This window comes from Variovorax nivicola, from assembly GCF_051216475.1.
Taxonomy (GTDB): domain Bacteria; phylum Pseudomonadota; class Gammaproteobacteria; order Burkholderiales; family Burkholderiaceae_C; genus Variovorax.
In genome coordinates, this window is record NZ_JBPJZK010000005.1 from 181525 (window position 1) to 201870 (window position 20346).

The 20346-nt window shown below is 68.8% G+C and carries 16 protein-coding genes; 8 read left to right on the top strand and 8 right to left on the bottom strand.

What is annotated here, in order from left to right; all coding sequences use genetic code 11:
• Positions 1 to 8: 8 nt before the first annotated feature.
• The 3 genes from ACSFBF_RS21135 to ACSFBF_RS21145 are packed head-to-tail and all read left to right on the top strand — an operon-like array spanning position 9 to position 3114.
• Positions 9 to 1091 (top strand): sensor histidine kinase, encoded by a 1083-nt coding sequence (locus ACSFBF_RS21135; RefSeq protein WP_435471243.1) that lies wholly within the window; start codon positions 9 to 11, stop codon positions 1089 to 1091.
• Complete coding sequence (locus tag ACSFBF_RS21140; protein WP_093049334.1) at positions 1088 to 1834, top strand: LytR/AlgR family response regulator transcription factor; 747 nt, start codon at positions 1088 to 1090, stop codon at positions 1832 to 1834. The genes ACSFBF_RS21135 and ACSFBF_RS21140 overlap by 4 nt, the downstream gene beginning before the upstream one ends.
• Entirely contained in the window at positions 1831 to 3114 is a 1284-nt protein-coding gene (locus tag ACSFBF_RS21145; RefSeq protein WP_435470379.1) for an AI-2E family transporter, read from the top strand. The genes ACSFBF_RS21140 and ACSFBF_RS21145 overlap by 4 nt, the downstream gene beginning before the upstream one ends.
• Before the next feature lie 2 nt (positions 3115 to 3116).
• Here the strand turns inward: ACSFBF_RS21145 and ACSFBF_RS21150 are convergent, their stop codons facing one another.
• Positions 3117 to 3698 carry a TetR/AcrR family transcriptional regulator gene (locus tag ACSFBF_RS21150; protein ID WP_435470381.1) on the bottom strand — a complete coding sequence of 194 codons (582 nt, stop codon included), beginning with the start codon at positions 3696 to 3698 and terminating at the stop codon, positions 3117 to 3119.
• 119 nt (positions 3699 to 3817) lie between these two features.
• Between ACSFBF_RS21150 and ACSFBF_RS21155 the strand changes: the two genes are divergently transcribed.
• The 3 genes from ACSFBF_RS21155 to ACSFBF_RS21165 all read left to right on the top strand — a co-directional run bounded on the left by ACSFBF_RS21155 (position 3818) and on the right by ACSFBF_RS21165 (position 6873).
• Positions 3818 to 4261, top strand: coding sequence for a tautomerase family protein (locus ACSFBF_RS21155; protein ID WP_435470383.1), 444 nt, complete (start codon positions 3818 to 3820; stop codon positions 4259 to 4261).
• Between the two features lie 81 nt (positions 4262 to 4342).
• Positions 4343 to 5524, top strand: coding sequence for an acetyltransferase domain-containing protein (locus ACSFBF_RS21160; RefSeq protein ID WP_435470385.1), 1182 nt, complete (start codon positions 4343 to 4345; stop codon positions 5522 to 5524).
• A gap of 56 nt (positions 5525 to 5580) precedes the next feature.
• The gene (locus ACSFBF_RS21165) at positions 5581 to 6873 is read left to right on the top strand and encodes an OprD family outer membrane porin (RefSeq protein WP_435470387.1); all 1293 of its coding nucleotides are present in this window, start codon (positions 5581 to 5583) and stop codon (positions 6871 to 6873) included.
• Between the two features lie 21 nt (positions 6874 to 6894).
• On the opposite strand, the gene ACSFBF_RS21170 is transcribed toward ACSFBF_RS21165, so the two are convergent.
• Entirely contained in the window at positions 6895 to 7356 is a 462-nt protein-coding gene (locus ACSFBF_RS21170) for a winged helix-turn-helix transcriptional regulator (RefSeq protein ID WP_435470389.1), read from the bottom strand.
• Between the two features lie 100 nt (positions 7357 to 7456).
• Between ACSFBF_RS21170 and ACSFBF_RS21175 the strand changes: the two genes are divergently transcribed.
• Complete coding sequence (locus ACSFBF_RS21175) at positions 7457 to 7849, top strand: tautomerase family protein (protein WP_435470391.1); 393 nt, start codon at positions 7457 to 7459, stop codon at positions 7847 to 7849.
• A gap of 22 nt (positions 7850 to 7871) precedes the next feature.
• Here ACSFBF_RS21175 and ACSFBF_RS21180 read toward each other — a convergent pair whose 3' ends face one another.
• Complete coding sequence (locus tag ACSFBF_RS21180) at positions 7872 to 8396, bottom strand: GNAT family N-acetyltransferase (protein WP_435470393.1); 525 nt, start codon at positions 8394 to 8396, stop codon at positions 7872 to 7874.
• Positions 8397 to 8444: 48 nt separating this feature from the next.
• On the opposite strand from ACSFBF_RS21180, the gene ACSFBF_RS21185 reads away from it, so the two are divergent.
• The gene (locus ACSFBF_RS21185; protein WP_435470395.1) at positions 8445 to 9371 is read left to right on the top strand and encodes a LysR family transcriptional regulator; all 927 of its coding nucleotides are present in this window, start codon (positions 8445 to 8447) and stop codon (positions 9369 to 9371) included.
• Between the two features lie 21 nt (positions 9372 to 9392).
• Here ACSFBF_RS21185 and ACSFBF_RS21190 read toward each other — a convergent pair whose 3' ends face one another.
• The 5 genes from ACSFBF_RS21190 to ACSFBF_RS21210 form a co-directional block, all read right to left on the bottom strand.
• Positions 9393 to 10643, bottom strand: coding sequence for an MFS transporter (locus tag ACSFBF_RS21190; protein WP_093049355.1), 1251 nt, complete (start codon positions 10641 to 10643; stop codon positions 9393 to 9395).
• A gap of 188 nt (positions 10644 to 10831) precedes the next feature.
• Positions 10832 to 11365: a hypothetical protein gene (locus tag ACSFBF_RS21195; RefSeq protein ID WP_435470398.1), complete on the bottom strand. Its 534-nt coding sequence runs from the start codon at positions 11363 to 11365 to the stop codon at positions 10832 to 10834.
• A complete protein-coding gene (locus ACSFBF_RS21200; protein WP_435470400.1) occupies positions 11362 to 11763 on the bottom strand; it encodes a GFA family protein in 402 nt (133 codons plus the stop codon). Before ACSFBF_RS21200 ends, ACSFBF_RS21195 begins: the two co-directional genes overlap by 4 nt.
• Positions 11764 to 11831: 68 nt before the next feature.
• The gene (locus ACSFBF_RS21205; RefSeq protein WP_435470402.1) at positions 11832 to 20000 is read right to left on the bottom strand and encodes a glycoside hydrolase family 94 protein; all 8169 of its coding nucleotides are present in this window, start codon (positions 19998 to 20000) and stop codon (positions 11832 to 11834) included.
• Complete coding sequence (locus ACSFBF_RS21210) at positions 19997 to 20215, bottom strand: hypothetical protein (protein ID WP_258350729.1); 219 nt, start codon at positions 20213 to 20215, stop codon at positions 19997 to 19999. Before ACSFBF_RS21210 ends, ACSFBF_RS21205 begins: the two co-directional genes overlap by 4 nt.
• Between the last annotated feature and the right edge of the window lie 131 nt (positions 20216 to 20346).

Sequence of the window (20346 nt, forward strand, 5' to 3'; positions counted from 1 at the left end):
TGTCTGCGATGCGCAACCCGGCGATTTTATCGGCCAGCTCTACCCCCACGCCCCCGTCATCGTCGGAAAGGGCGCGAACGCCCTTGCGCGGCGACCCGTCGATCTTCGACGCCTGCCAGATCGGGGTGGTGCTGCGCACCGTGGTGTTCGTCGAGGCTGTGGTGGCCATCGCCACCCTGTTTGTGGCCTCCACGCCCGGCGAATGGCTGGTGCAGACGGCCACGGTCACGGGCGGGGCTCTGCCAGCCACCCTGATGTGGCTGGTGAGCGCCTGCGGGCTCAAGAAGCCGCTGCGGCGCCTGCCGAAGCAGGGGCAGTACGCGGCTGGGGCCGTGCTCGGCGCGGTGTCGGCGCTGTATGGCTGCGGCCTGCTGCGGCTGACGGGTGTTCTTGCCAGCGCGCCGTGGCTGGCCAGTGCTTTGACCGGCGCCTTGTTCGCGGGACTGGTAATGGCCGCGATGGTGCTGCGTGCCCGGGGCCAGACGCCGGCGGCGACCACCGCCCGGCTCGAAGAGCTGCAGTCGCGCATCCGCCCCCACTTTCTGTTCAACACGCTCAACAGCGCCATCGCGCTGGTGCGCGAGGAGCCGGCCAAGGCCGAGACCATGCTCGAAGACCTGGCCGAGCTGTTCCGCCAGGCGCTGGCCGACCCGGGCGAATCGTGCACGCTGGCCGACGAGATCGCGCTAGCCGAGCGCTACCTGGCCATCGAGCAGGTGCGCTTCGGCGACCGCCTGCGCATCCGTTGGGACCTGGACGCCGCCGCCAGCAACGCGCGCCTGCCGCCGCTGCTGCTGCAGCCGTTGGTCGAGAACGCCATCAAGCACGGTGTGGAGCCCAGCCCCGAGGGCGCCAAGCTGCGCATTCGCACCGAGCGGCGCGGCGGCATGGTGGTGATCGAGGTGGTCAACAGCCTGCCGCCGCTGCGCTGGGCCGACGAGCCGCTGCCGCGCGGCCACGGCATTGCGCTGGCCAACGTGCGCGACCGCCTGCGGCTGCTGCACGACATGCAGATGCAGTTCAGCGCCGGCATGGACCAGAAGAGCTACCGGGTGCGCATCGCCATTCCTGCGGACTCCGCCGAATCATGACCCTCAAGACACTCATCGTTGACGACGAAGCCCTGGCGCGATCGCGCCTTCGCACGCTGCTGCGCGACTGCACCTCGCCCGCCGCCGAGGTGGTGGCCGAGGCCTCGCAGGGCGCCGAGGCGCTGCAGCACCTGACCACGATGGCGCTCGACCTGGTGCTGCTCGACGTGCACATGCCCGGCGTCGACGGCATCGAGGTGGCGCGCGCGCTGCGCAGCCGCTCCGATGCGCCGGCCGTGGTGTTCGTGACCGCGCATGCGACCCACGCGGTGACGGCCTTCGACCTCGACGCGGTCGACTACCTCACCAAGCCCGTGCGCGCCGAGCGGCTGCAGCAGGCGCTGCAGAAGGCAGAGCGCTTCCTGAAGGAGCGCCGCGCGCTGCAGGCTGAGGCCGTGCCCGAGACGGTGCTGATCCAGGACCGCGGCCGGGCCGAGCGGGTGCCGCTGTCGGAAGTGCTCTACCTCAAGTCCGAATACAAGTACCTCACAGTGCGCACGGCCACGCGCAGCCACATCCTCGATGGCTCGCTCAATGAGTTCGAGGAGCGCTATCCGAACCGCTTCCTGCGCGTGCACCGCAATGCGCTGGTGGCGCGCTCGGCGATTCGCGCGCTGGAGAAATACGACGACGGCGAGGACGCCGAGGGCTGGGCCCTGCGGCTGGACGCCATTCCCGAACCCGTGGCCGTGTCGCGCCGCCAGCTTGCCGCGGTGCGAGAAGTGCTCAAGGAAGCGCGATGAGCGACGACAAGCCCGTGGCTGCCGAGGCGCCGCCGCCGCCCGAATCGAAGCCGGAACCGGCCACCGAGCCACCGCAGGCCGCAGCGGTCGAGCCCGCACCTGCGCCCGAAGCGCAAGAGCCCGAACCGGTCACCGAGCCTGAACCGGAGCCAGAGCCGCCCATGCCCGCACGCGACCGCCTGCTGCTGCACATGCCCGTCGACGTGCGCAGCGCCTCGCTGGTGGTGCTCGCCGTGCTGGCCAGTGTGTTCGCGCTGCAGTGGGGCCAGGCCGTTTTCATTCCGCTGATGCTGAGCCTGCTGCTGACCTACGCACTGTCGCCGCTGGTGGACCTGCTCCATCGCTGGAAGCTGCCGCGCTGGATCGGCGCGGCGCTGATCCTCGTGGGGCTGTTCGGCGGGCTGGGCTGGACCGGCTATTCGCTCTCGGGCAGCGCCTCGCAGCTGCTCGATTCGCTGCCGGTGGCCGCACAGAAGCTCGGCCAGGCCATGCGCCGCGACAAGGGCGCCAGCGCCACGCCGCTCGAAAGCGTGCAGCAGGCCGCCGCGCAGCTCGAAAAGGCCGCCGAAGAAAACTCAGCCCGCGTCGCAGCGCGCAAGGGCGTGGCGCGCGTGGTCATCGAACGGCCGGGCTTCAACGTGCGCGATTACCTGCTGAGCGGCACAGTCGGGCTGCTGAGCGCGATGGGGCAGCTCACGCTGGTGGCTTTCCTCACTTACTTCGCGCTGTGCTCGGGCGACACCTTCCGCCGCAAGCTCATCAAGATCACCGGGTCGAGCCTGCAGAAGAAGAAGGTCACGGTGCACGTGCTGGACGACATCACGCGCAACATCGAGCGCTACCTGCTGGTGCAGATATTGGTGAGCGGCGTGGTGGGCGTGGCGACCGGCCTGGCGTTCTGGGCGCTGGGCGTGGAGAACGCGGCGGTGTGGGGAATCATCGCGGCCGTGACCAACCTCATTCCGTACATCGGCTCGGTGATCGTGCTGACGGCCGCAGGGCTGGTGGCCTTCCTGCAGTTCAACAGCCTGCAGATGGGGATCGTGGTGGGCGGCGTGTCGCTGGCGATTCACACGATCATCGGCAACCTGCTGATGCCCTGGCTCACCAGCCGCACCAGCCGCATGAACCCGGTGGCGGTGTTCGTGGGCGTGATCTTCTGGGGCTGGCTCTGGGGCATCTGGGGCCTGCTGCTGGGCATTCCGATCACGATGGTGATCAAGTCGATCTGCGACCGGGTGGAAGACCTGCAGCCGATCGGGGAGCTGCTGGGGGAGTAGGCCTAGCCCAGCAGGGCCTTCAACTCGCCGGCAGCCGCGCTGAGGATTTCCTGCGAGAGCACTTCGTCGTTGACCGCACGCGACAGCGACACCGCACCCACCAATGAAGACAGCGCCGAGATAGCCTTCGCGCGCTTCTCCTTCGATGGCTGCGCCGCCGCCAGGTTGGCCAGCAGATCGAGGTACATGTTCACCTGTCGTGTGTAGGCCGCTCGCGCCTGCTCGTTGCTGCGGGCCACGTCGCCAGCCAGCGTGGTCACGGCGCAGCTCGTGGCCAGTGCGTCGCGGTGCGCGGTGCTGAGGTAGGCGTCGACCAGCGTGGCCGCCACCGTCTGGCGGCTCGCCTTGGAAGCGGCGATGGCCTCGACGGCGCGGCCGCCGTCGCTCAGCGCGCACTCGATGGCCTCGGCCACCAGCGCGTCGCGCGAGGCAAAGTGCCGGTAGAAGCCGCCGTGCGTGAGCCCGGCCTCCTTCATCAGATCGGCCACGCCGACGCCATCGACGCCCGCCTCCCGGAAGCGCGCGGCGGCGGTTTGCACGATGCGCGCGTGGCTTTGCTCCTTGTTGGCTTTGGAATGGCCCATGTCGGTGAAAAAGTGCTCGGTCCTTGTGCTTGACGATGAGGATTATGTTCATCATCATCCTCAGTCTGGATGATGTTCATCATTCAGAAGTGCCCAAACCCCCTCCGAGGAGCCTCCCCATGCCCATGATCGACGTCTACGCCGCCGCAGACATGTTCCCCGCCGATGCCGACCGCCAGCTTGGCGAGGCGCTCACGCTCGCCGTGCTGCGCGCCGAGGGCGTGGCCAACCCCGGCCCCTTCCACCTCGACAACACTGCCGCCTACATCCACCGCTTGCCGGCATCGGCCGTGCAGACGGCCACCAGCGCGCAGGCCCGCACGGTGCGCGTGCAGATCATCACGCCGCCGGGCTCGCTGAACCGTGAAGGGCAGAAGCAGATCACCAGGGAAGCGACCGAGATCGTCACCAAACTCTCGGGCGATCCGAGCCAGGCGGCGCGCACCTGGGTGATCCTCACCGAGGCGGCGGAAGGCGGCTGGGGCCTCTTCGGCACTGCCTTCGGCAAGGAAGAGTTCGCGGCGCTGGCTGCCAAGGCGAAGGCTGCAGCGGCCGCCGGGTAATCGACCCGCCGCCGTGGCGAACGGCGGCGAGGGTGTCATTTCGGTGGGCTACGATATTGGGATCTAATTCCCAATAACGTCGTGCCCGAAGTTTCATCCAACCTTTCGCCGTCCCGGGCCAGCAACCCGGCCCGGCTGCTTTCCATCGACGCGCTGCGCGGCCTCGTGATCCTGTTCATGCTGCTGGACCACGTGCGCGAAACCTTCTATCTGCACCGGCAGGTGCCCGATCCGATGATCGTCGCGGAGACGCAGCCAGAGCTGTTCTTCAGTCGCCTGCTTGCCCACTTGTGCGCGCCGGTGTTCGTCTTTCTCACGGGGCTGTCGGCCTTCCTCTACGGCTCGAAGCAGGCCGACGGCCGGGCTACCGCATCGTCGTTCCTCTGGAAGCGGGGCCTGTTCCTCGTCCTGCTGGAGGTCACGGTCATCAACTTCGCGTGGACCTTCCAGTTTCCGCCGGCCAAGGTGTTCCTGCAGGTGATCTGGGTGATCGGCCTGTCAATGCTGGCGCTGGCGGCACTCGTGTGGCTGCCGCGCAAGGTGCTGATTGCGCTGGGCCTCGTGCTGGTCGCGGGGCACAACCTGCTCGACGGCCTGCACTTTCCCGTGGGCCATGTGCTGCACGTGCCCTGGGCCATCCTGCACGACCGGGGCTGGATCGAGGTGTTCGACGCACTGAAGCTGCGCACGTCTTATCCGCTGCTTCCCTGGATCGGAGTGATCGCGCTGGGCTACGCCGCCGGGCCGTGGTTCCTGCCCGGCGCCGATGCGGCGCAGCGCCAGCGGCGGCTGCTGGCATGGGGCGCTGCGCTGCTGGCGGGCTTCGTGCTGTTGCGGGTACTCGATGTCTACGGCGACAGGCCATGGGCGGTCGGCGACAGCGCAGTAACCACCCTGATGAGCTTTCTGAACATCACCAAGTACCCGCCTTCCTTGCTGTTCATCGCGTTGACCCTGGGCGTCGGCCTGCTGCTGCTGCGCGCATTCGAACGCAGGCAAGGCGCGGCCTGGCTCGCGCCGCTGGCCGTGTTCGGCGCGGCGCCCATGTTCTTCTACGTGCTGCATCTGTACGTGCTCAAGTTCCTCTACCTGGGGGCGGAGGCTATCTGGGGGCCCAACAAGGGCAAGCTCTTCGGTTTCGATGCGGTCTGGATGGTGTGGCTTGCCGCCGCCGTGTTGGCCTTTGCGCTGTATCCCGCGGTGCGTGCCTTCGCCGCACTGAAGGCGCGGCGCCGTGATATCGCCTGGCTCAAGTACCTGTGAGTGCCGTCGTTCGCCCATACCCGGCCGCGAGGCGGTTCTGTAGCGCAGCCCTCGCCATGCTGGGCACCTCCGCCATGGCGGTCGAAGGCGGCGGCTTCATCGAAGACACACGCTGGAGCGTGCTTCAGCGCAGCGTGTACGAGAACCGCAGCTACCTGCGCGGCGACCGCAGCAATGGCGGACGCAATGCCACGCTGCCAAGAGCGCAGCGCAGTGATTACGCGCAGGAGTGGGGCTACGGCCTCATGGGCAGCGTGGAATCCGGATTCACGCCGGGCTGGATCGGCTTCGGCGCGGATGCGCATGCTTCGCTCGCGCGCAATCTCGACGGCGACGATTTCCGCGTCGGCAAGATCCGAATGCTGCCGGCGGACAGCGCGGGCTACGCGCAGGACGGCATTGCGCGCGGCGGGGTGGCGCTGAAGGCGCGCGTCTCCTCCACGGTCCTGAAGGTCGGCGAGCAGCGCGTCAAGACGCCGATCTTCAGTTCTTCCGACACCCGCCTGCTGCCCGAAACCATGCGCGGCTGGCTGCTGACCAGCAACGAGTTCGACAAACTCACGCTGCAGGCCGGCCGCTTCACCGGCTCGACCGATCGCAATGCACGCAGCACGGACAACCCGCTGGTCGTGAACTATCTCGATCCGAAGTCGCCGCGCGGCGACGCGTTCGACTTCGTCGGTGGAACCTGGAAGGGCACTCCTTCACTTGCGCTCACGGCCTACCTCGGGCGCCTGAAGGACACCTGGCGCACCGGTTACCTGGGCGCTTACTACACGGTGCCGCTCCAGGAGAAGCGCGCGCTGTCCTTCGACCTGCAGGTCTATCACAGCAAGGACACGGGCCGTGCGCTGGCGGGCGCCATCGACAACACAACCGCAAGCCTGATGACTGCCTACAGCCATGGCCCCCACCGCGTGGGCCTCGGCTGGCAGAAGGTCGCGGGCGACACGCCGTTCGACTATGTGACGCGCGGCGCCATCTGGCTCGGCAACGCGGCGCAGCTCTCGGATTTCAATGCGCCGCGCGAGCAGTCGTGGCAGCTTCGATACGAAGCCGATGCCGCCAGTTGGGGCGCACCCGGCCTGACTCTGGGAGCGGCCTACATCCGCGGCAGCGGCATCGATGGCAGCCGCGTGCCGGCGCGTGGAGGCTATGCCTGGCTGGGCTATGGCCAGGGCGGCAGGCACTGGGAGCGCGACATCTGGCTGCGCTACACGGTCCAGCAGGGCAGCGCCAAGGGACTGGCCTTTTTGCTGCGCTACGGCGAGCACCGCAACAACAAGGCACAGGCCGAACTCAACACGCGTCAGATCCGCGTGGCCATGGAATACCCGATAGGCAACTGAGGAGAGCGGGCGGGCGGTGCGTCAGCGTGCTGCCTTGGCCGGCAGCTTCTTCACGAAGGTCGCGTCCGGGTCGAGCTGCTTTCCATCGCGCGTGCGCAACTCGATCTTCGGCACCGGCTTGCCGCTGTCGCGCTCGAGCAGCACGGAATGCCGCTCGCCCTTGGCGTACAGGTGCGCCTCGCCCCAGTGCCGCAGGCCCACCACCACGGGGAACAGGCCCTTGCCCTTGGCCGTCAGCACGTACTCCTGGTAGAGCGATCCATCAGAGGCGGGCGCCAGGTCGAGCACGCCTTCCTGCACCAGGTGTTTCAGCCGGTCCGACAGGATGTTCTTCGCAACGCCCAGGCTCTGCTGGAACTCGCCGAAGCGCTTCATGCCGTCGAAGGCGTCGCGGATGACGAGCAGCGACCACTGGTCGCCGACGATCTCGAGCGCACGTGCCATCGGGCATGCGTCGGTTTTGAGGCTTCTTCTACGGGCCATGACTTTTCTTCCTGGGCTGGGTGCAAGTTTAGACCGCAATGGCCGGTCGGTTGCAGAGTAAAACTGCAATGACTAGGATCGGCCTCGAGGAATCCCCACCATGCCCTATCTCCAACTCGACGTGAACGGCCACCACCCCGTGGCCGACAAGAAGCGCCTCGCAGCAAAACTCAGCGAAACCTACGCGCAGATGATGAGCGTCGACATCCGCCGCATCAGCATCGCGATCCGCGAAGTGGGCGAGGGCGGCGTGTGGCGCATGGTGGACGGCGAGCCCGCCGAGGTGTCGGTGCTCATGTGCGACATCCGGCGCGGTCGGTCGGCCGAACTGCGGCTCGAAGTGGCCAAGGCGCTGTGTCGCGACTGCATCGAGATCCTGGGCTTGCGCGAAGACCGGCTCAACGTTGAGTTCACCCAGCATTCGGGCGACGAGATGTACCACCCGACACTCGGCGGCTACAGTCCCGAGTGGTCCGAGGGCGAAGATCGGTGAGCGGCCGCGATGCGGGGCGAGCTCAGCGCAGCTCGCGTTGCATCAGCACGGTGTCGACCCATTGGCCGAACTTGAAGCCGACGTTGCGCAGCACGCCGACCATCTCGAACCCGAGGCGCTCGTGCAGGCCTTGCGAGCCGGCGTTCGCACTGTTGCCGACCACCGCCACCATCTGCGTGAAGCCGCTGTCGGTGCAGCGCCGGATCACCTCGCGCAGCAGCGCCTTGCCGATGCCGTGGCCGTGCATGTCTTGCGCGACGTAGATTGAGTCTTCCACCGTGTGCCGGTAGGCGGAACGGGCGCGGTAGGCGGTGGCATAGGCATAGCCGACCACCTCGCCGTCCTTCAGCGCGACGAGGTAGGGAAGGCCGCGCCGGAGCACATCGGCGCGGCGCGCCTGCATCTGGTCGACGGTGGGTACTTCTTCTTCGAAGGAACAGAGGTCGTGCAGCACGTAGTGGCTGTAGATGGCCTGCACGGCGGCCATGTGGTGCGGCTCGGCGTCGAGGATTTCAACGGTGGCGGAAGTGGTGCATTGCGATGACATGGCCCGATCTTGACGATCCACCATCGATAAGTGAAGCTTCGTTGACCTATGCAAGGCATAAGAAATACTTTGGATAAATCACTGAACCTCGACCAGCTCAAGTCCTTCGGGCTGGTGATCGAAACGGGCAGCTTCTCGGCAGCGGCCGACCGGCTGGGCGTCTCGCAGCCGGCTGTGAGCCTGCAGATCCGCCAGCTGGAGCGCCGGCTGGCGGTGCGCCTCGTCGAGCGGGTCGGCAAGCGCGCGAAGGCCACGCCAGCGGGCATGGAGCTGCTGCGCCACGCGCAGCACATCGAGACCGCGGTGGAGAACGCCGTCGATGCATTGGTCGACCACGCCAGCGGCATCGCGGGCCGCGTGCGGCTTGGCACGGGCGCGACGGCCTGCCTGCATTTTCTGCCGGCCGTGCTGCGTGGCCTGCGCGAACAGTTTCCGGAGCTGGGCGTGGTGGTCAGCACCGGCAACACTGAGGATCAGGCGCGCAAGGTGGAAGAGAACAGCCTCGACCTCGCACTGGTCACGCTGCCGGCGGCCGGTCGTTCGTTGACGGTCATGCCGGTGCTGGACGACGAGTTCGTTGCCATCGGCCGGGCAGACCTCGCGCCGCTGAAGGCGAGGATTACACCGGGCGACTTGGGCGCATTGCCGCTGGTGCTGTTCGAGCCCGCCGCCAACACGCGCAAGCTGGTCGACCGCTGGTTTGCCGCCGGTGGCCTGCAGCCGCAGCCCGTGATGGAGCTGGGCAGTGTCGAAGCGATGAAGGAGATGGTGGCCGCGGGGCTGGGCTATGCCATCGTGCCCGGCATGTCGATGGTGGGCCGCGGCGCCCACCCCGAGCTGAAGACCAGCCGCCTGAATCCCCGAATGCACCGCACGCTGGCCGTGGTGATCCGGCGGGACAAGCCCGTCAACAAGGCCTTGCGCGTGGTGCTCGATGCGATCGTGGCGGCCGGAAAGAAGCCCGGCCGCCGCTGATCGATCTTCTTCAGTGCCGCGTCATTCCGGAACCGCAGCCAGCGACGCACCGCCGCGCGCCCGGCCCAGTGTGCCGACGATGAGCGCCGCGATCAGCACCAGCACGCCGCTGAGCACCATCGCACTGGAAATGCCGAAGCTGTCGACCGTCACGCCGCCGATCAGCGCGCCAGAGGCAATCGCCACCTGAAAGCCGCTCACCAGCAGGGCCTGGCCGGCTTCGGGTGCGTCGGGCACCGCTTCCATCATCCAGCCCGTGAGCGCCACCGGAATCAGGCCGAAGGCCACGCCCCAGATCACGACCACCACCGCGCCGGGCACGAAGCCGGAGCCGATCACCGTGGTCAGCAGCAGGGCAGTGGCGAGCATCAGCGCCGCCAGCAGGGTGGTGCCGCGCACACTGCGCGCCACCAGGCTGCCGCCGACGAAGGTGCCGACGAAGCCCACCGCGCCGTAGACCAGCAGCAGCGTCGAGACCGAGTTGGGCGCCAGGCCGAACACCTGTTGCAGCAGCGGCTTCAGGTAGGTGTAGGCCGCGAAGTGGCCGGCGATGAAGAACAGCACCGCGAGCAGGCCGACCTGCGCCATGCGGCGCGTGAGCGGCGTCAGCAGGTCGCGTGCGCCGATGGCGCGCACCGGCGGAATCGCGGGCAGCAGCCACAACTGCACCAGCAGCACAACGGCCGCCAGCGCACCGGTCACCGCGAACGAGGCGCGCCAGCCGAACAGCGTGCCGAGGAACGAGCCGGCGGGTACACCGAGCACCGTAGCGGCCGACACGCCGGCCAGCACCAGCGACATCGCGCGTGCCTGCGAAGCGTGCGGCACCAGTTGCGTGGCGGCAGCGGGCGCAAAAGTCCAGAAGCCACCGACGCACAGGCCGAGCAGCAGGCGCGCCACCAGCATCGTGCCGAAGTTGGGCGCGAAGGCGGCGAGCAGGTTGGAGGCAATCAGCAGCGTGGTGAGCGCGATCAGCACGGTGCGGCGGTCGAGCTTGCCCGACGCCACGATCAACGCCGGACCGGCGAATGCGGCCAGCACGCCGGGCATGGTGACCATCAGGCCGGCCGTGCCGTCGGACACGTTGAGGCCGCGCGCGATGTCGGTCAGCAGGCCGATGGGCATGAACTCGGTCGAGACCATCGCGAAGGTGCCGACGGCAATGGAGCTGACGGCGAGCCATGCGGAGCGGGACGCAGGCACTGGTGCGGAGACCGGCGCCGGTGCAGCGAGGTCGTCGATGCACGGGTTGCTGCTTGGGGAATTCATCATGGGAAGCGGTCCTTGGAAGCATCGGCGACGCGTGGGCCAATGCTGGTGAAGAGGCATTGGAGTGTGCGAGCCGTCGCCTCCGCGACAAAGACGCCGGGGAGCAGTAGTCAGTTTCCCTGGGGCGAACAATCGACCCTTTTGATGGCTGTAGCCATCCGCGTATCCGTATTTGCTGGCGTGGCCCGCAGCTACAGCACCCGGCCGTCGGCGATAAAGGAGTCGCCGATCAGTACACGAAAGACCGCACCCTGCGCAAATTTCGGTTGCGCCACCGCCGGCGAGAGGAATTCGATGTCCAGCGCCGCAGGCTTGCCGCGCTCCAGCGCATCCCCCGGCGGCACGACCCAGCGCGCCGAGAAGCCTTCCTTGTCGATCACCAGTGCGCAGCGGTATTCACCCGGCGCAATTGGCACGTCCTGCGAGGGCAGCGCGGGCTTGCGGAAGGTGAGCTCGACGCGCGCATGCGGCGTGAAGGTGCCGGCCGTGTCGAAGCTCGGCGGCGCGACGGCCGGCGCGCGCGGCGCACGGCGCGGGCGCTTGCTGATGAGCCATGCAATCACGTTGCCGATGATCGGCACCCACAGCACCATCAGCAGCGTTGCGATGTCGCGCGTGGTGGTGCCCGGTGTCGCGTAATGCCGGACGACGGCGCCACCGACGGCCACGCACAGCAGGACGATGACGATGACCTTGCGGCGGAACTGGATCTTCGTGGTGCTCATGCCTTGGGTGGCGCCGCTTCGGGAAACGATGGAATGTCGGATGTGTGATCGAGCCACGGCACTTCATGCGAGGTCCAGATGTGCGCAGTGGGTCGCTGGCCCGGGTCGTCGTCGAGCGACCCCACCCGCAGGATCACCTGCGGCTGCGCCACCCATTCGGCAACCAGGTGCGTGCCGCAGCGGGTGCAGAAGTGGCGCAGCTTGCCGGGCGTCGATTCGAAGGAGCCGATGGCGTCCTCGCCCGCAGTCCAGCGGAAGTCCGACCGGTCGGCGCGCGCGGTCGTGGTGAAGGCCGCGCTGTGCGCCTTGCGGCAGGTCGCGCAATGGCAGTGGACGATGGGGCCGGCGAGGCGGGTGGCCTCGTACCGGACGGTGCCGCACAGGCAGGAGCCTTTCATGGCTTTTCCTTTTTTCGGTCGCGATGGGTGAGTGGGGTTGCGAGTCTAGGCCCACCGCAAGGGCGGGCTTATCCCACCCGCAGCACCGCATCGGCCGGCAGCGCCTGCCAGTCGATCCATTCGCCCACCGCCACGTGGTGTGTCGGCACGGCGGCATCTTGCACATCGCCCCACTGCAGCGTGAGCTTGCGCGCGCCGAGCCGCAGCGCGATCTCGAAGCCCGGCCAGTGCGCGGGCACGCGCGGCGTCAGCGAGAGCTGGCGACCCTTCACGCTCAGGCCCAGCAGCGTCTCGACCGCCGCGCGGTGCAGCCACGCGGCCGAGCCGGTGTACCAGCTCCAGCCGCCGCGGCCCACGTAGGGCGCGGCACCGTAGACGTCGCCCGCCATCACGTAGGGCTCCAGTTCGTAGGCCGGGCCGCGCTCGGGGTGCTGAGCACGATGTGCAGGGCTCAGCCCCTCGAAACTCCGCCACGCCGCTTCGTGGTCGCCTTGCAGCGCCTGCGCCATCAGCGCCCACACCGCACCGTGCGAGTACTGCCCGCCGTTCTCGCGCACACCGGGCGGGTAGGCCTGGATGTAGCCCGGGTTGTTGCCCGAACGCGCGAACGGCGGCGTCAGCAGGCGCAGCAGTCCGGCCGATTCGTCGTGCAGCAGTTTCTTGACGGACTCCATGGCCGGCCCCGTGTGCGCCGCGTCCGAGGCGCCCGACAGCACCGACCACGCCTGTGCAATCAGGTCGATGCGGCACTCGTCGTTGGACGACGAGCCCAGCGGCGCGCCGTTGTCGAAAAAGGCGCGGCGGAACCAGGCGCCGTCCCAGCCGGCGTCGTGCAGCGCGGCGATCCAGCCGGTGCGCGCCGCCGTCCAGCGCGCGGCGCGTTCGTGCTCGCCGCGCGCCTGGGCCAGCGGCGCGAACTGCGCGACCACGCTGCACAGGAACCACGCGAGCCACACCGATTCGCCGCGGCCTTCGTTGCCTACGCGGTTCATGCCGTCGTTCCAGTCGCCGGTGCCCATCAGCGGCAGGCCGTGCACGCCGGTCTTCAGGCTGCGGTCGATGGCGCGCGCGCCGTGCTCGAACACGCTGGCCATCTGGCCGCTGCGCTGCGGGGCGTAGTACGCGTCTTCGGCGCCATCAGGAATGGCCGGGCCTTCGATGAAGCCGGCCATCTCGTCGAGCAGAGATGCATCGCCCGTTACCTCGACATAGTGCGCTGACGCATACGGCAGCCACAGCAGGTCGTCAGAGAAATGCGTGCGCACGCCGGCGCCGCCGGGCATGTGCCACCAGTGCTGCACGTCGCCTTCAGGAAACTGTCGTGCCGCGTTGACCAGGATCTGCTCGCGCAGCCGCGCCGGGTCGGTGAGTGCGAAGGCCATTGCGTCCTGCAGCTGGTCGCGAAAGCCGAAGGCACCGCCCGCCTGGTAGAAGCCCGCCTTCGACCACAGCCGGCAGGCCAGCGTCTGATAAATCAGCCAGCGGTTGACCAGCGCGTCGAACAGCGGATCGGGCGTGCGCACCTGCAGGCGGCCGAGCAGCTCGTCCCAGAAGCCGCGCACTTGCGTCAGCGCTTCGGGCACGTCGCGCTGGCGCCAGCGGCGCGCGAGCTCGAGTGCGGCGTCAGCGCTGTCCGCATGGCCCAGCACGAAGGTGAAGCTGGCGGTGTCGCCTGCCGCCACCACGAATTCGCCGCCGATGGCTGCGCAGGCGTCAAGCCCGCTGCCGGCGCGCCGTGCGAGCGTGTCGGGCACTTCGACCATGCCGCGATCACCGAAGAATTCATTGCGGTCGCAGGTCCATTGCGTGGCACCTTGCAGCCCCGCCAGCAGCAGAAAGGCCGTGCTGCCGCCGAAGCCCGCGCCCGATTCGCGCTGCTGGCCGAACACGGCCGGCTGGTCTTCCGGCTTCCAGCAATGCACGGTGCGCCGCGTGCCCCGCGCGTCGCCGAGCTGCCACTCGGCCATGGCCAGTGCGCGCAGGCGGCGCGTGCCGGTGCCGCCGTTTCGCACGCGCACGTGCACGAGCTTGACGGCCTCGTCGCGGTCCGCGAAGAAGGTGGTTTCCAGCGCGAGACCATTCGCTTTGTGCTCGAACACGGTGTAGCCCTGGCCGTGCCGCACACGGTGGCGTGCGCCGGCCGTGTTGCCACCAGCAGGTGTCAGCGGCAGCATCTCGCGCGAAGCAAGATCCTGCAGCAGGTAGTGCTCGAAGGCCGGGTCCTGCACCGGGTCGTTCGACCACGGTGTCACCTGATGCATGCGGCTGTTGCCGGCCCAGGTGAAGCCCGTGCCCCACTCGGAAACCTGGAAGCCGAAGCCCGCGTTGGCGATGACGTTGATCCACGGCCGCGGCGTGCGCCGGTCGAGGCCGACCTCGAAGCGGAACTCGCCGGTGCCGGCGTCGAAGTCGCCGGTCGGGGCGGTGGCCGATGGCGTCGGGGCGGGGTGCGGCAGCAGGGGCACGCCCGGCAACGCGGCGGCAGCGTCGACTGTCGATGCCGCTGTGTCGTTGCGGGCCTCGTGCAGCGCAGCCACCTGCACTTCGAGCGGACGCCCGTCGGCCGTGAAGACCGCGCGCGCCAGGCTGGAGAGCGCGGCCTTTTCCGAGGGCACCACGTCCTGGTCGCGCAGCAGGTAGAAGCCGGCCGTGTCGTTGCGCGGAAAGCTGTTCTGCGTCTGCTGCGCGACGCGTGCGCGCAGGCTTTCTATTTCGCGCTGCAGCGGCATCAGGTACGAGTTGGGCTCGCCGTTGAGCACCACCAGGTCGCAGGCCACGCCGCCGAAGCCCCACCAGGGCTGGGCGCGCAGCAGCGTGTTGATCAGCCCCATGCCGATCATCGAGTGGATGTGCACCAGCACGATGGGCTTGTCGCCCGAGATGCCGAAGCGCCAGATTTGCCGCAGGTCGATCAGCCCGCGGTCGCGCATGACGCGCGGCGTGGTGTAGGTGAGGATGGTCGTCAGGTCTTGCAGCGCCAGGTTCTGCGCGGGCGCAATGCTCAGGTCGCGCAGCCGCACCTGCGCCAGCGTGGCGGCCATGCGGGTGGCGCGCTCCACGTGCATCGGCTGCATGTAGCGGTCGATGCCAGGCATCAGCGCGTCGATGTTCTTGTCGGCCGCAGTGGCAAAGCTCAGGCGCGCGGTGGCGCCGGGCGCAATCGACAGCCGCACGCGCAGGCAGGCGATGGGGTCCAGCCCATTGACCTGCTTGCCGTTGGGCGTGAGCGGTTGCGCGTCGAGCGCGGGGTTGGCCAGCGTGCGGTTGCGCCCGATGAAGGCGCGCCGGTCGGTCATGCAGTCGACCGAGAGCACGTGGGCATCCGCCGAGGCCAGGAAGTGCGCGGCGGCCATCACCGCGTCGCCGTGCAGGCGCGGCTTGCGCAACATCAGCAGCGCGCGCCACGCGGGCTCCCAGCGCGACTCGACGAACAGGTTGGCGAAGGCCGGGTGCGCCTCGTCGGCCTTGGGGTTCGACAGCACCGGCTCGAAGTACGAGACCAGTTCGAGCGTGCGCGTTTCCTCGCCCGAGTTGTGCAGCGTGATGTTGCGCAGCTCGGTGTCGTCCTCGGGGCTGATGAGCACCGTGGTGCGCACCTGCAGGCCGGGGCCGGTCGCGTCGAACTGCACGTGGTCGGCCAGGAAGCGCGTGCGGTAGCGCCAGCCGTCACCCGGCGCGGGCAGGGCGGTGAGCGAGGTGAGCTCCTGAGTGCCCTCGTCGCGCACGAAGAAGAAGGTGCCGTAGCTGTCGCGCAGCGGGTCGTCGCGCCAGCGCGTCACGTTGAACGAATGCCAGCGGCTCACACCAGCGCCGTTGGCACGCAGGGCAAGGGTGTAGCGGCCGTTCGACAGCAGGTGCGTGGGCTGGAAGCCGGGCGCCATCGGGTCGACCAGGCGGGGCTGGAACAGCGGCGCCAGCTCGGCCTGGCTGGGTTCGGGCGGCGTGCGCGGATCGGCGCTGCCGATGATCTGCCGCGGCGTGCGCTCGTGCAGCAGCGACTCGTGCGCCTGCACCAGCGCGGCGCTGCCGAACCAGCGGCGCGGCGCATCGGCGCACAACACATTGCACAGCGCCACCAGCGACATGCCCTGGTGGTGTGCCATGAAGTTGCGCACCACGGTGAAGTCCTGGCCCTCAGGCTGGCGCGAGACGGTGAAGTCGATCGCGTCGTGAAAGCCGAACTCGCCGCGAGCGCCCAGCGATTCGAGCAGTTCCAGGTTGATCACCGCCGCCCCGGGCGCGAACGGCGCGGCCATGGCGCTCGCATAGGGCGCCACCACGCGGTCGGTGGGTGGCGTGCGCCGCAGCGCGAGGCGCGGCACGCCGAAGGGCGAGTACTGGTAGGCCAGCGAGTGGTCTTGTGCGAAGTAGGCCGATTCGGAAACGCCCCACGGCAGGTTCTGCGCCCGCCCGAAGGCCTGCTGCTCGGCGATGGCGGCGGCGTTGGCCACTTGCAGCAGGCCGTCGGTGGGCTCGGTCATCACGAGCGCGGGCATGACGTACTCGAACATCGAGCCCGACCACGACTTCAGGCTGGGCTCGAAGCCCACCAGCAGGAATGGCCGACCCAGCGCCATCCAGTGGCGGCGCGGCACGTCGCCCTTGGCAATTGCAAGGAAGCTCAGCAGCCGCGATTCGGAAGCCAGCAGGTCGTAGTAGCTCGCGTCGAGCACGTTCTCTTCGACCCGCAGGCCGATGTGGAACAGATGGCGCTTGGGGTCGTAGAGGCCGCTGAAGTCCATGCCGGCCTGCAGCGCGTCGCAGCGCACAGCCAGTGCTTCGAGCGCGGGCGCTTCATGCGGCTGGCAGCCTTCGGCGGCGAAGGCGCGGCAGGCCTGCGCCACGGCCACCAGGTGGCCCGCGAAGTTGCCGCTGTCCACGCTCGACACGTAGTCGGGCGGCAGCGGCTTCAGTGTCTGCGTGTCATACCAGTTGAACAGGTGGCCGTTGTGCTTGTGCATGCGGTCCACGCTGTCGAGCGTGGCGGCGATGCGGGCGAGCAGGGCGGCGGTATCGATCCACCCGAACTCGCGCGCGCAACAGGTGGCCAGCAGGTACATGCCGATGTTGGTCGGCGAGGTGCGGTGCGCGATGGTGGGCTGCGGCTCGAGCTGCAGGTTGTCGGGCGGCAGGTGGTTGTCGTCCGGGCCCACCACGTGCTCGAAGAAGCGCCAGGTGTCGTGCGCAAGCTTCTCGAGGTAGGTGCGCTGATCGGCGTTGAGCGGGTCTGGCGCCTTTGCCTCGGTGCGGCTGCCCCACCAGGCCGCGACCGGTGCCAGCGCCCACAGCACGAACAGCAGCGCGCCGATCACCGGGTACGCGCTCCAGTGCGCCGCCACGGCGAGCGCGAGGCATGCCACGCTGCTCGCGGCGGCATTGCGCAGGAAGGGCGCGAGGCGGCCGCTAGCTTGCGCCTGCGCCTGCGCGGCCGTGGTCCATTCGAGCAGATGCCGGCGGCTGACCACGAGGCGCCAGGTCGCGCGGAACCATGCGTCGAGCAGCAGCCGCGTCTGCGCCGCGAGTTGCACGAACTGCCAGGCCGCGCCGGCCATGGCGCGCAGCAGCTCGACCGCACCCACGTCGAAGAAGTGGCGCAGCTCGATGGCGCGGCGCGTGGGCACCAGCCCGGCCAGCGCGCCGAGCAGCGGCCCCAGCGTGAGCGCCGACGCCACGGCCGCCAGCGCCCAGCCCAGCGGCATGGCCTGCGTGAAGACCACCAGCACCAGCAGCGCGAAAGAAGCCGGCGCCACCAGCGAGCGGCGCAGGTTGTCGCTCATCTTCCAGAGGCCCAGCGCGTCGATGCCGAAGCGGCGCGCGCGCCACATCAGCGGCAGCAGCTGCCAGTCGCCGCGCACCCAGCGGTGCACGCGCGACGCCGCAACTCCGGCATGGTGCGGATGGTCCTCGACAAGTACTACGTCGCTCACCATGGCGCAGCGTGCGACCGTGCCTTCGAGCAGGTCGTGGCTAAGCACCGCGCCGTCGGGCAGGCGGCTATCGAGCGTGGCGTGCAGCGCGCGCACGTTCAGCAGGCCCTTGCCGGTGAAGGAGCCGCTGCCGAACACGTCCTGGTAGATGTCGGAGGCACCGCTGCCGTAGGGGTCGAGCCCGCACTGGCCGGCGAACACCCAGTGGAAGAAGGAGCGCTCGTGCCGCAGCGGAAACGGCGTGACGATGCGCGGCTGCAGGATGCCGAAGCCGGCGACCACGCGCTGCCCTTGCACGTCGATTTCGGGTGCGTTGAGCGGGTGCGCGGCAATCGACACCAGGTCGCGCAGGGCGCCGGGCGGGAGGCCTGTGTCGCTGTCGAGCGTCAGTACATACGGCGTGCGGCCGGCGGCGAGCCGCAGGCCCGGTGCGAGCGGCAGGAAGCCGCTGGCGTCGCCAGCCGCGAGCAGGCGCACCAGCATTTCGAGCTTGCCGCGCTTGCGTTCCCAGCCCATCCAGCGCTGCTCGGTGTCGCTCCAACTGCGCGGGCGATGCAGCAGCAGGAAGCGCGGCGCCTCACCGGGCGCCACGGGGTATTTGGTGTTGAGCGCGGCAATGCGTTGCAGGGCGTCGTCGAGCAGCGGCCCGTCTTCAGGTAGCGAGGCCAGCGGTGCATCGGCCCAGTCGGTGAGCAGCGCGAACTGCGCATGTGTTTCGCGGTTGGCGAGCCAGTGCAGTTCGAGCCGGTGTGCGAGCTGTGCGTTGTTCGCGACCGAACCCAGCAGCGTGGGCATGACGACGAGCGCGCGGTGCCGCTCGGGAATGCCGTTCGCAAAGTCCAGGCGCGGCAAGGCCTGCACGCGCACCGACTCGGCCATGATGCGTTGAGCAAGCGCGAGCAGCGCTTCCGACAACGGCCATGCCAGAAGCACGAGCGCCAGCACGGTGGTCCAGTCTTCGCGGTGCGGCAGGCTGTGCACCACGGCGAACAGCAGCAGCGCGGTGCCCAGCGCCACGGAGCCGACGTAGACCGGCAATCGCCAGCCGCGGTGGCCGCGTGCCTGCCGCGTGCCGGGCGCCCGCCCGGCACGGCCCGCGTGGCCGTTCGATTGCAGCGCGGCGATCAGCGCGGGCCTGCCCTGGCCGAAGAGGTAGTAGCCGGCGGTGCCGTCGGCGCGGTCGGTCTCCGCGCCCGCATCGTCGGCTGGCGCGCTCGCGGCCAGTTGCACCACGGCTTGCGCGACGGCGCGCTCGGGCTGTTCGCTGCTGCGCGCCACCTGTTCCATCGCATGCGTGATCTGCTGGCGCGTGAGCTCGCTCTCGTTGGCGAAGCTCGGCAGTTCGCGCAGCACGCGCAGCGAACGGCTCACGGGTTCGATCAGGTCGCTCCACTCGACCTGGCCGATCATGCGCAGCGTGATGATGATGTTGCCGACCGTGAGGTTGGCGGCGGCCTGCGCGTTCTGCGCTTCGCCGATCAGCGCCGGCCCGTTGGGGCAGTGCTGTTCGGTCCAGCGCACCAGCGCGGGCATGTCTTCGCCATGCTCGACGGGCAGGCGCTGCCACAGCTGCGTGAGGTAGTTGTCCTGCAGGCCGTGGCTTTGCAGCGCGCGGTAGAGCACGTCGAGGTCTTGCACCGAAAGATGCGGCGCGGCGTCCCATGCGGCATGCGCGATCTCGCGCGCCACCTTGTTCTCGGCAATGCTCTCGGCCACGCGGCGCAGGTTTTCGAGCAGCACCACGCGCAGGGTGGTGGGCAGCGCCCACAGCTCGCCGAGCGTGAGCTCGTCGATGTCCTGGTAGGCGTTGAGGAAGGCGGTGAACAGCGTCTTGTTGAGCACGCTGTCGGTGTGCGCCACGTAGGCCCAGGCAATGCCGTACACGCGCGGCAGGCCTGCCAGCGGCGGCGCGGCGAGCTTGGGCAGGCGCGCGTAGTAGCTGCGCGGCACGCCGTCGTGAATCTGCTGGAGCTGCGCCTCGACCAGGTGGAAGTTGTCGAGCAGCCACTCGGCCGCGGGCGACACGTAGCGCCCGCTGAGCGAGATCAGCGCGATGTAGTCGAACGCGTTGCGCAGCGACGCGAGGTTTTCGTCCACGCGCGGAAAGAAGGGCGCACCCTCGCGCGCGAGGCGGCGGTCTTCTTCCACCACCTGGGCGCGGGCGAGGCTGTGGCCATGCTGCTCGAAACGCTGGATGCCGAAGAGTTCGGCGCGGATCGGTGTGGCTACCGGATCATGCGGGCCAAGCAGCAGCGCCCGGGCGTACGGACTGAGTCCCTGGAGACGGTCGACGACGGCTGCGGCGCTCAAGCGATGGCGAAGAGACCAATACCCAGCACCACGGCCACGCAGGCGATCGTGACGATGCGGCCCGCAGCGAGCGCGCGCACCCGTTGCATGTGGCTTCGCAGCGAGAACCAGCGCCCGTGGGCGCGCGCGCAGTGGCGCATGTGGGAGGCAAGTGCCTTGGCGTCGTTGCCGACGAAATCGATGGGCGAATGGGTGAGGGACTGCGGGACTGGCATGGCAACGGGCTCCTTGTAACGACTTCGAGCTGCCGCGCGATTGCGAGAACTGTGAACGTGTCCGACCGTACGCTTTTAAATGACCTTACAGGTGCCTGATTGCAGACGCCGGACGTAGGAAAGGGCGCCGA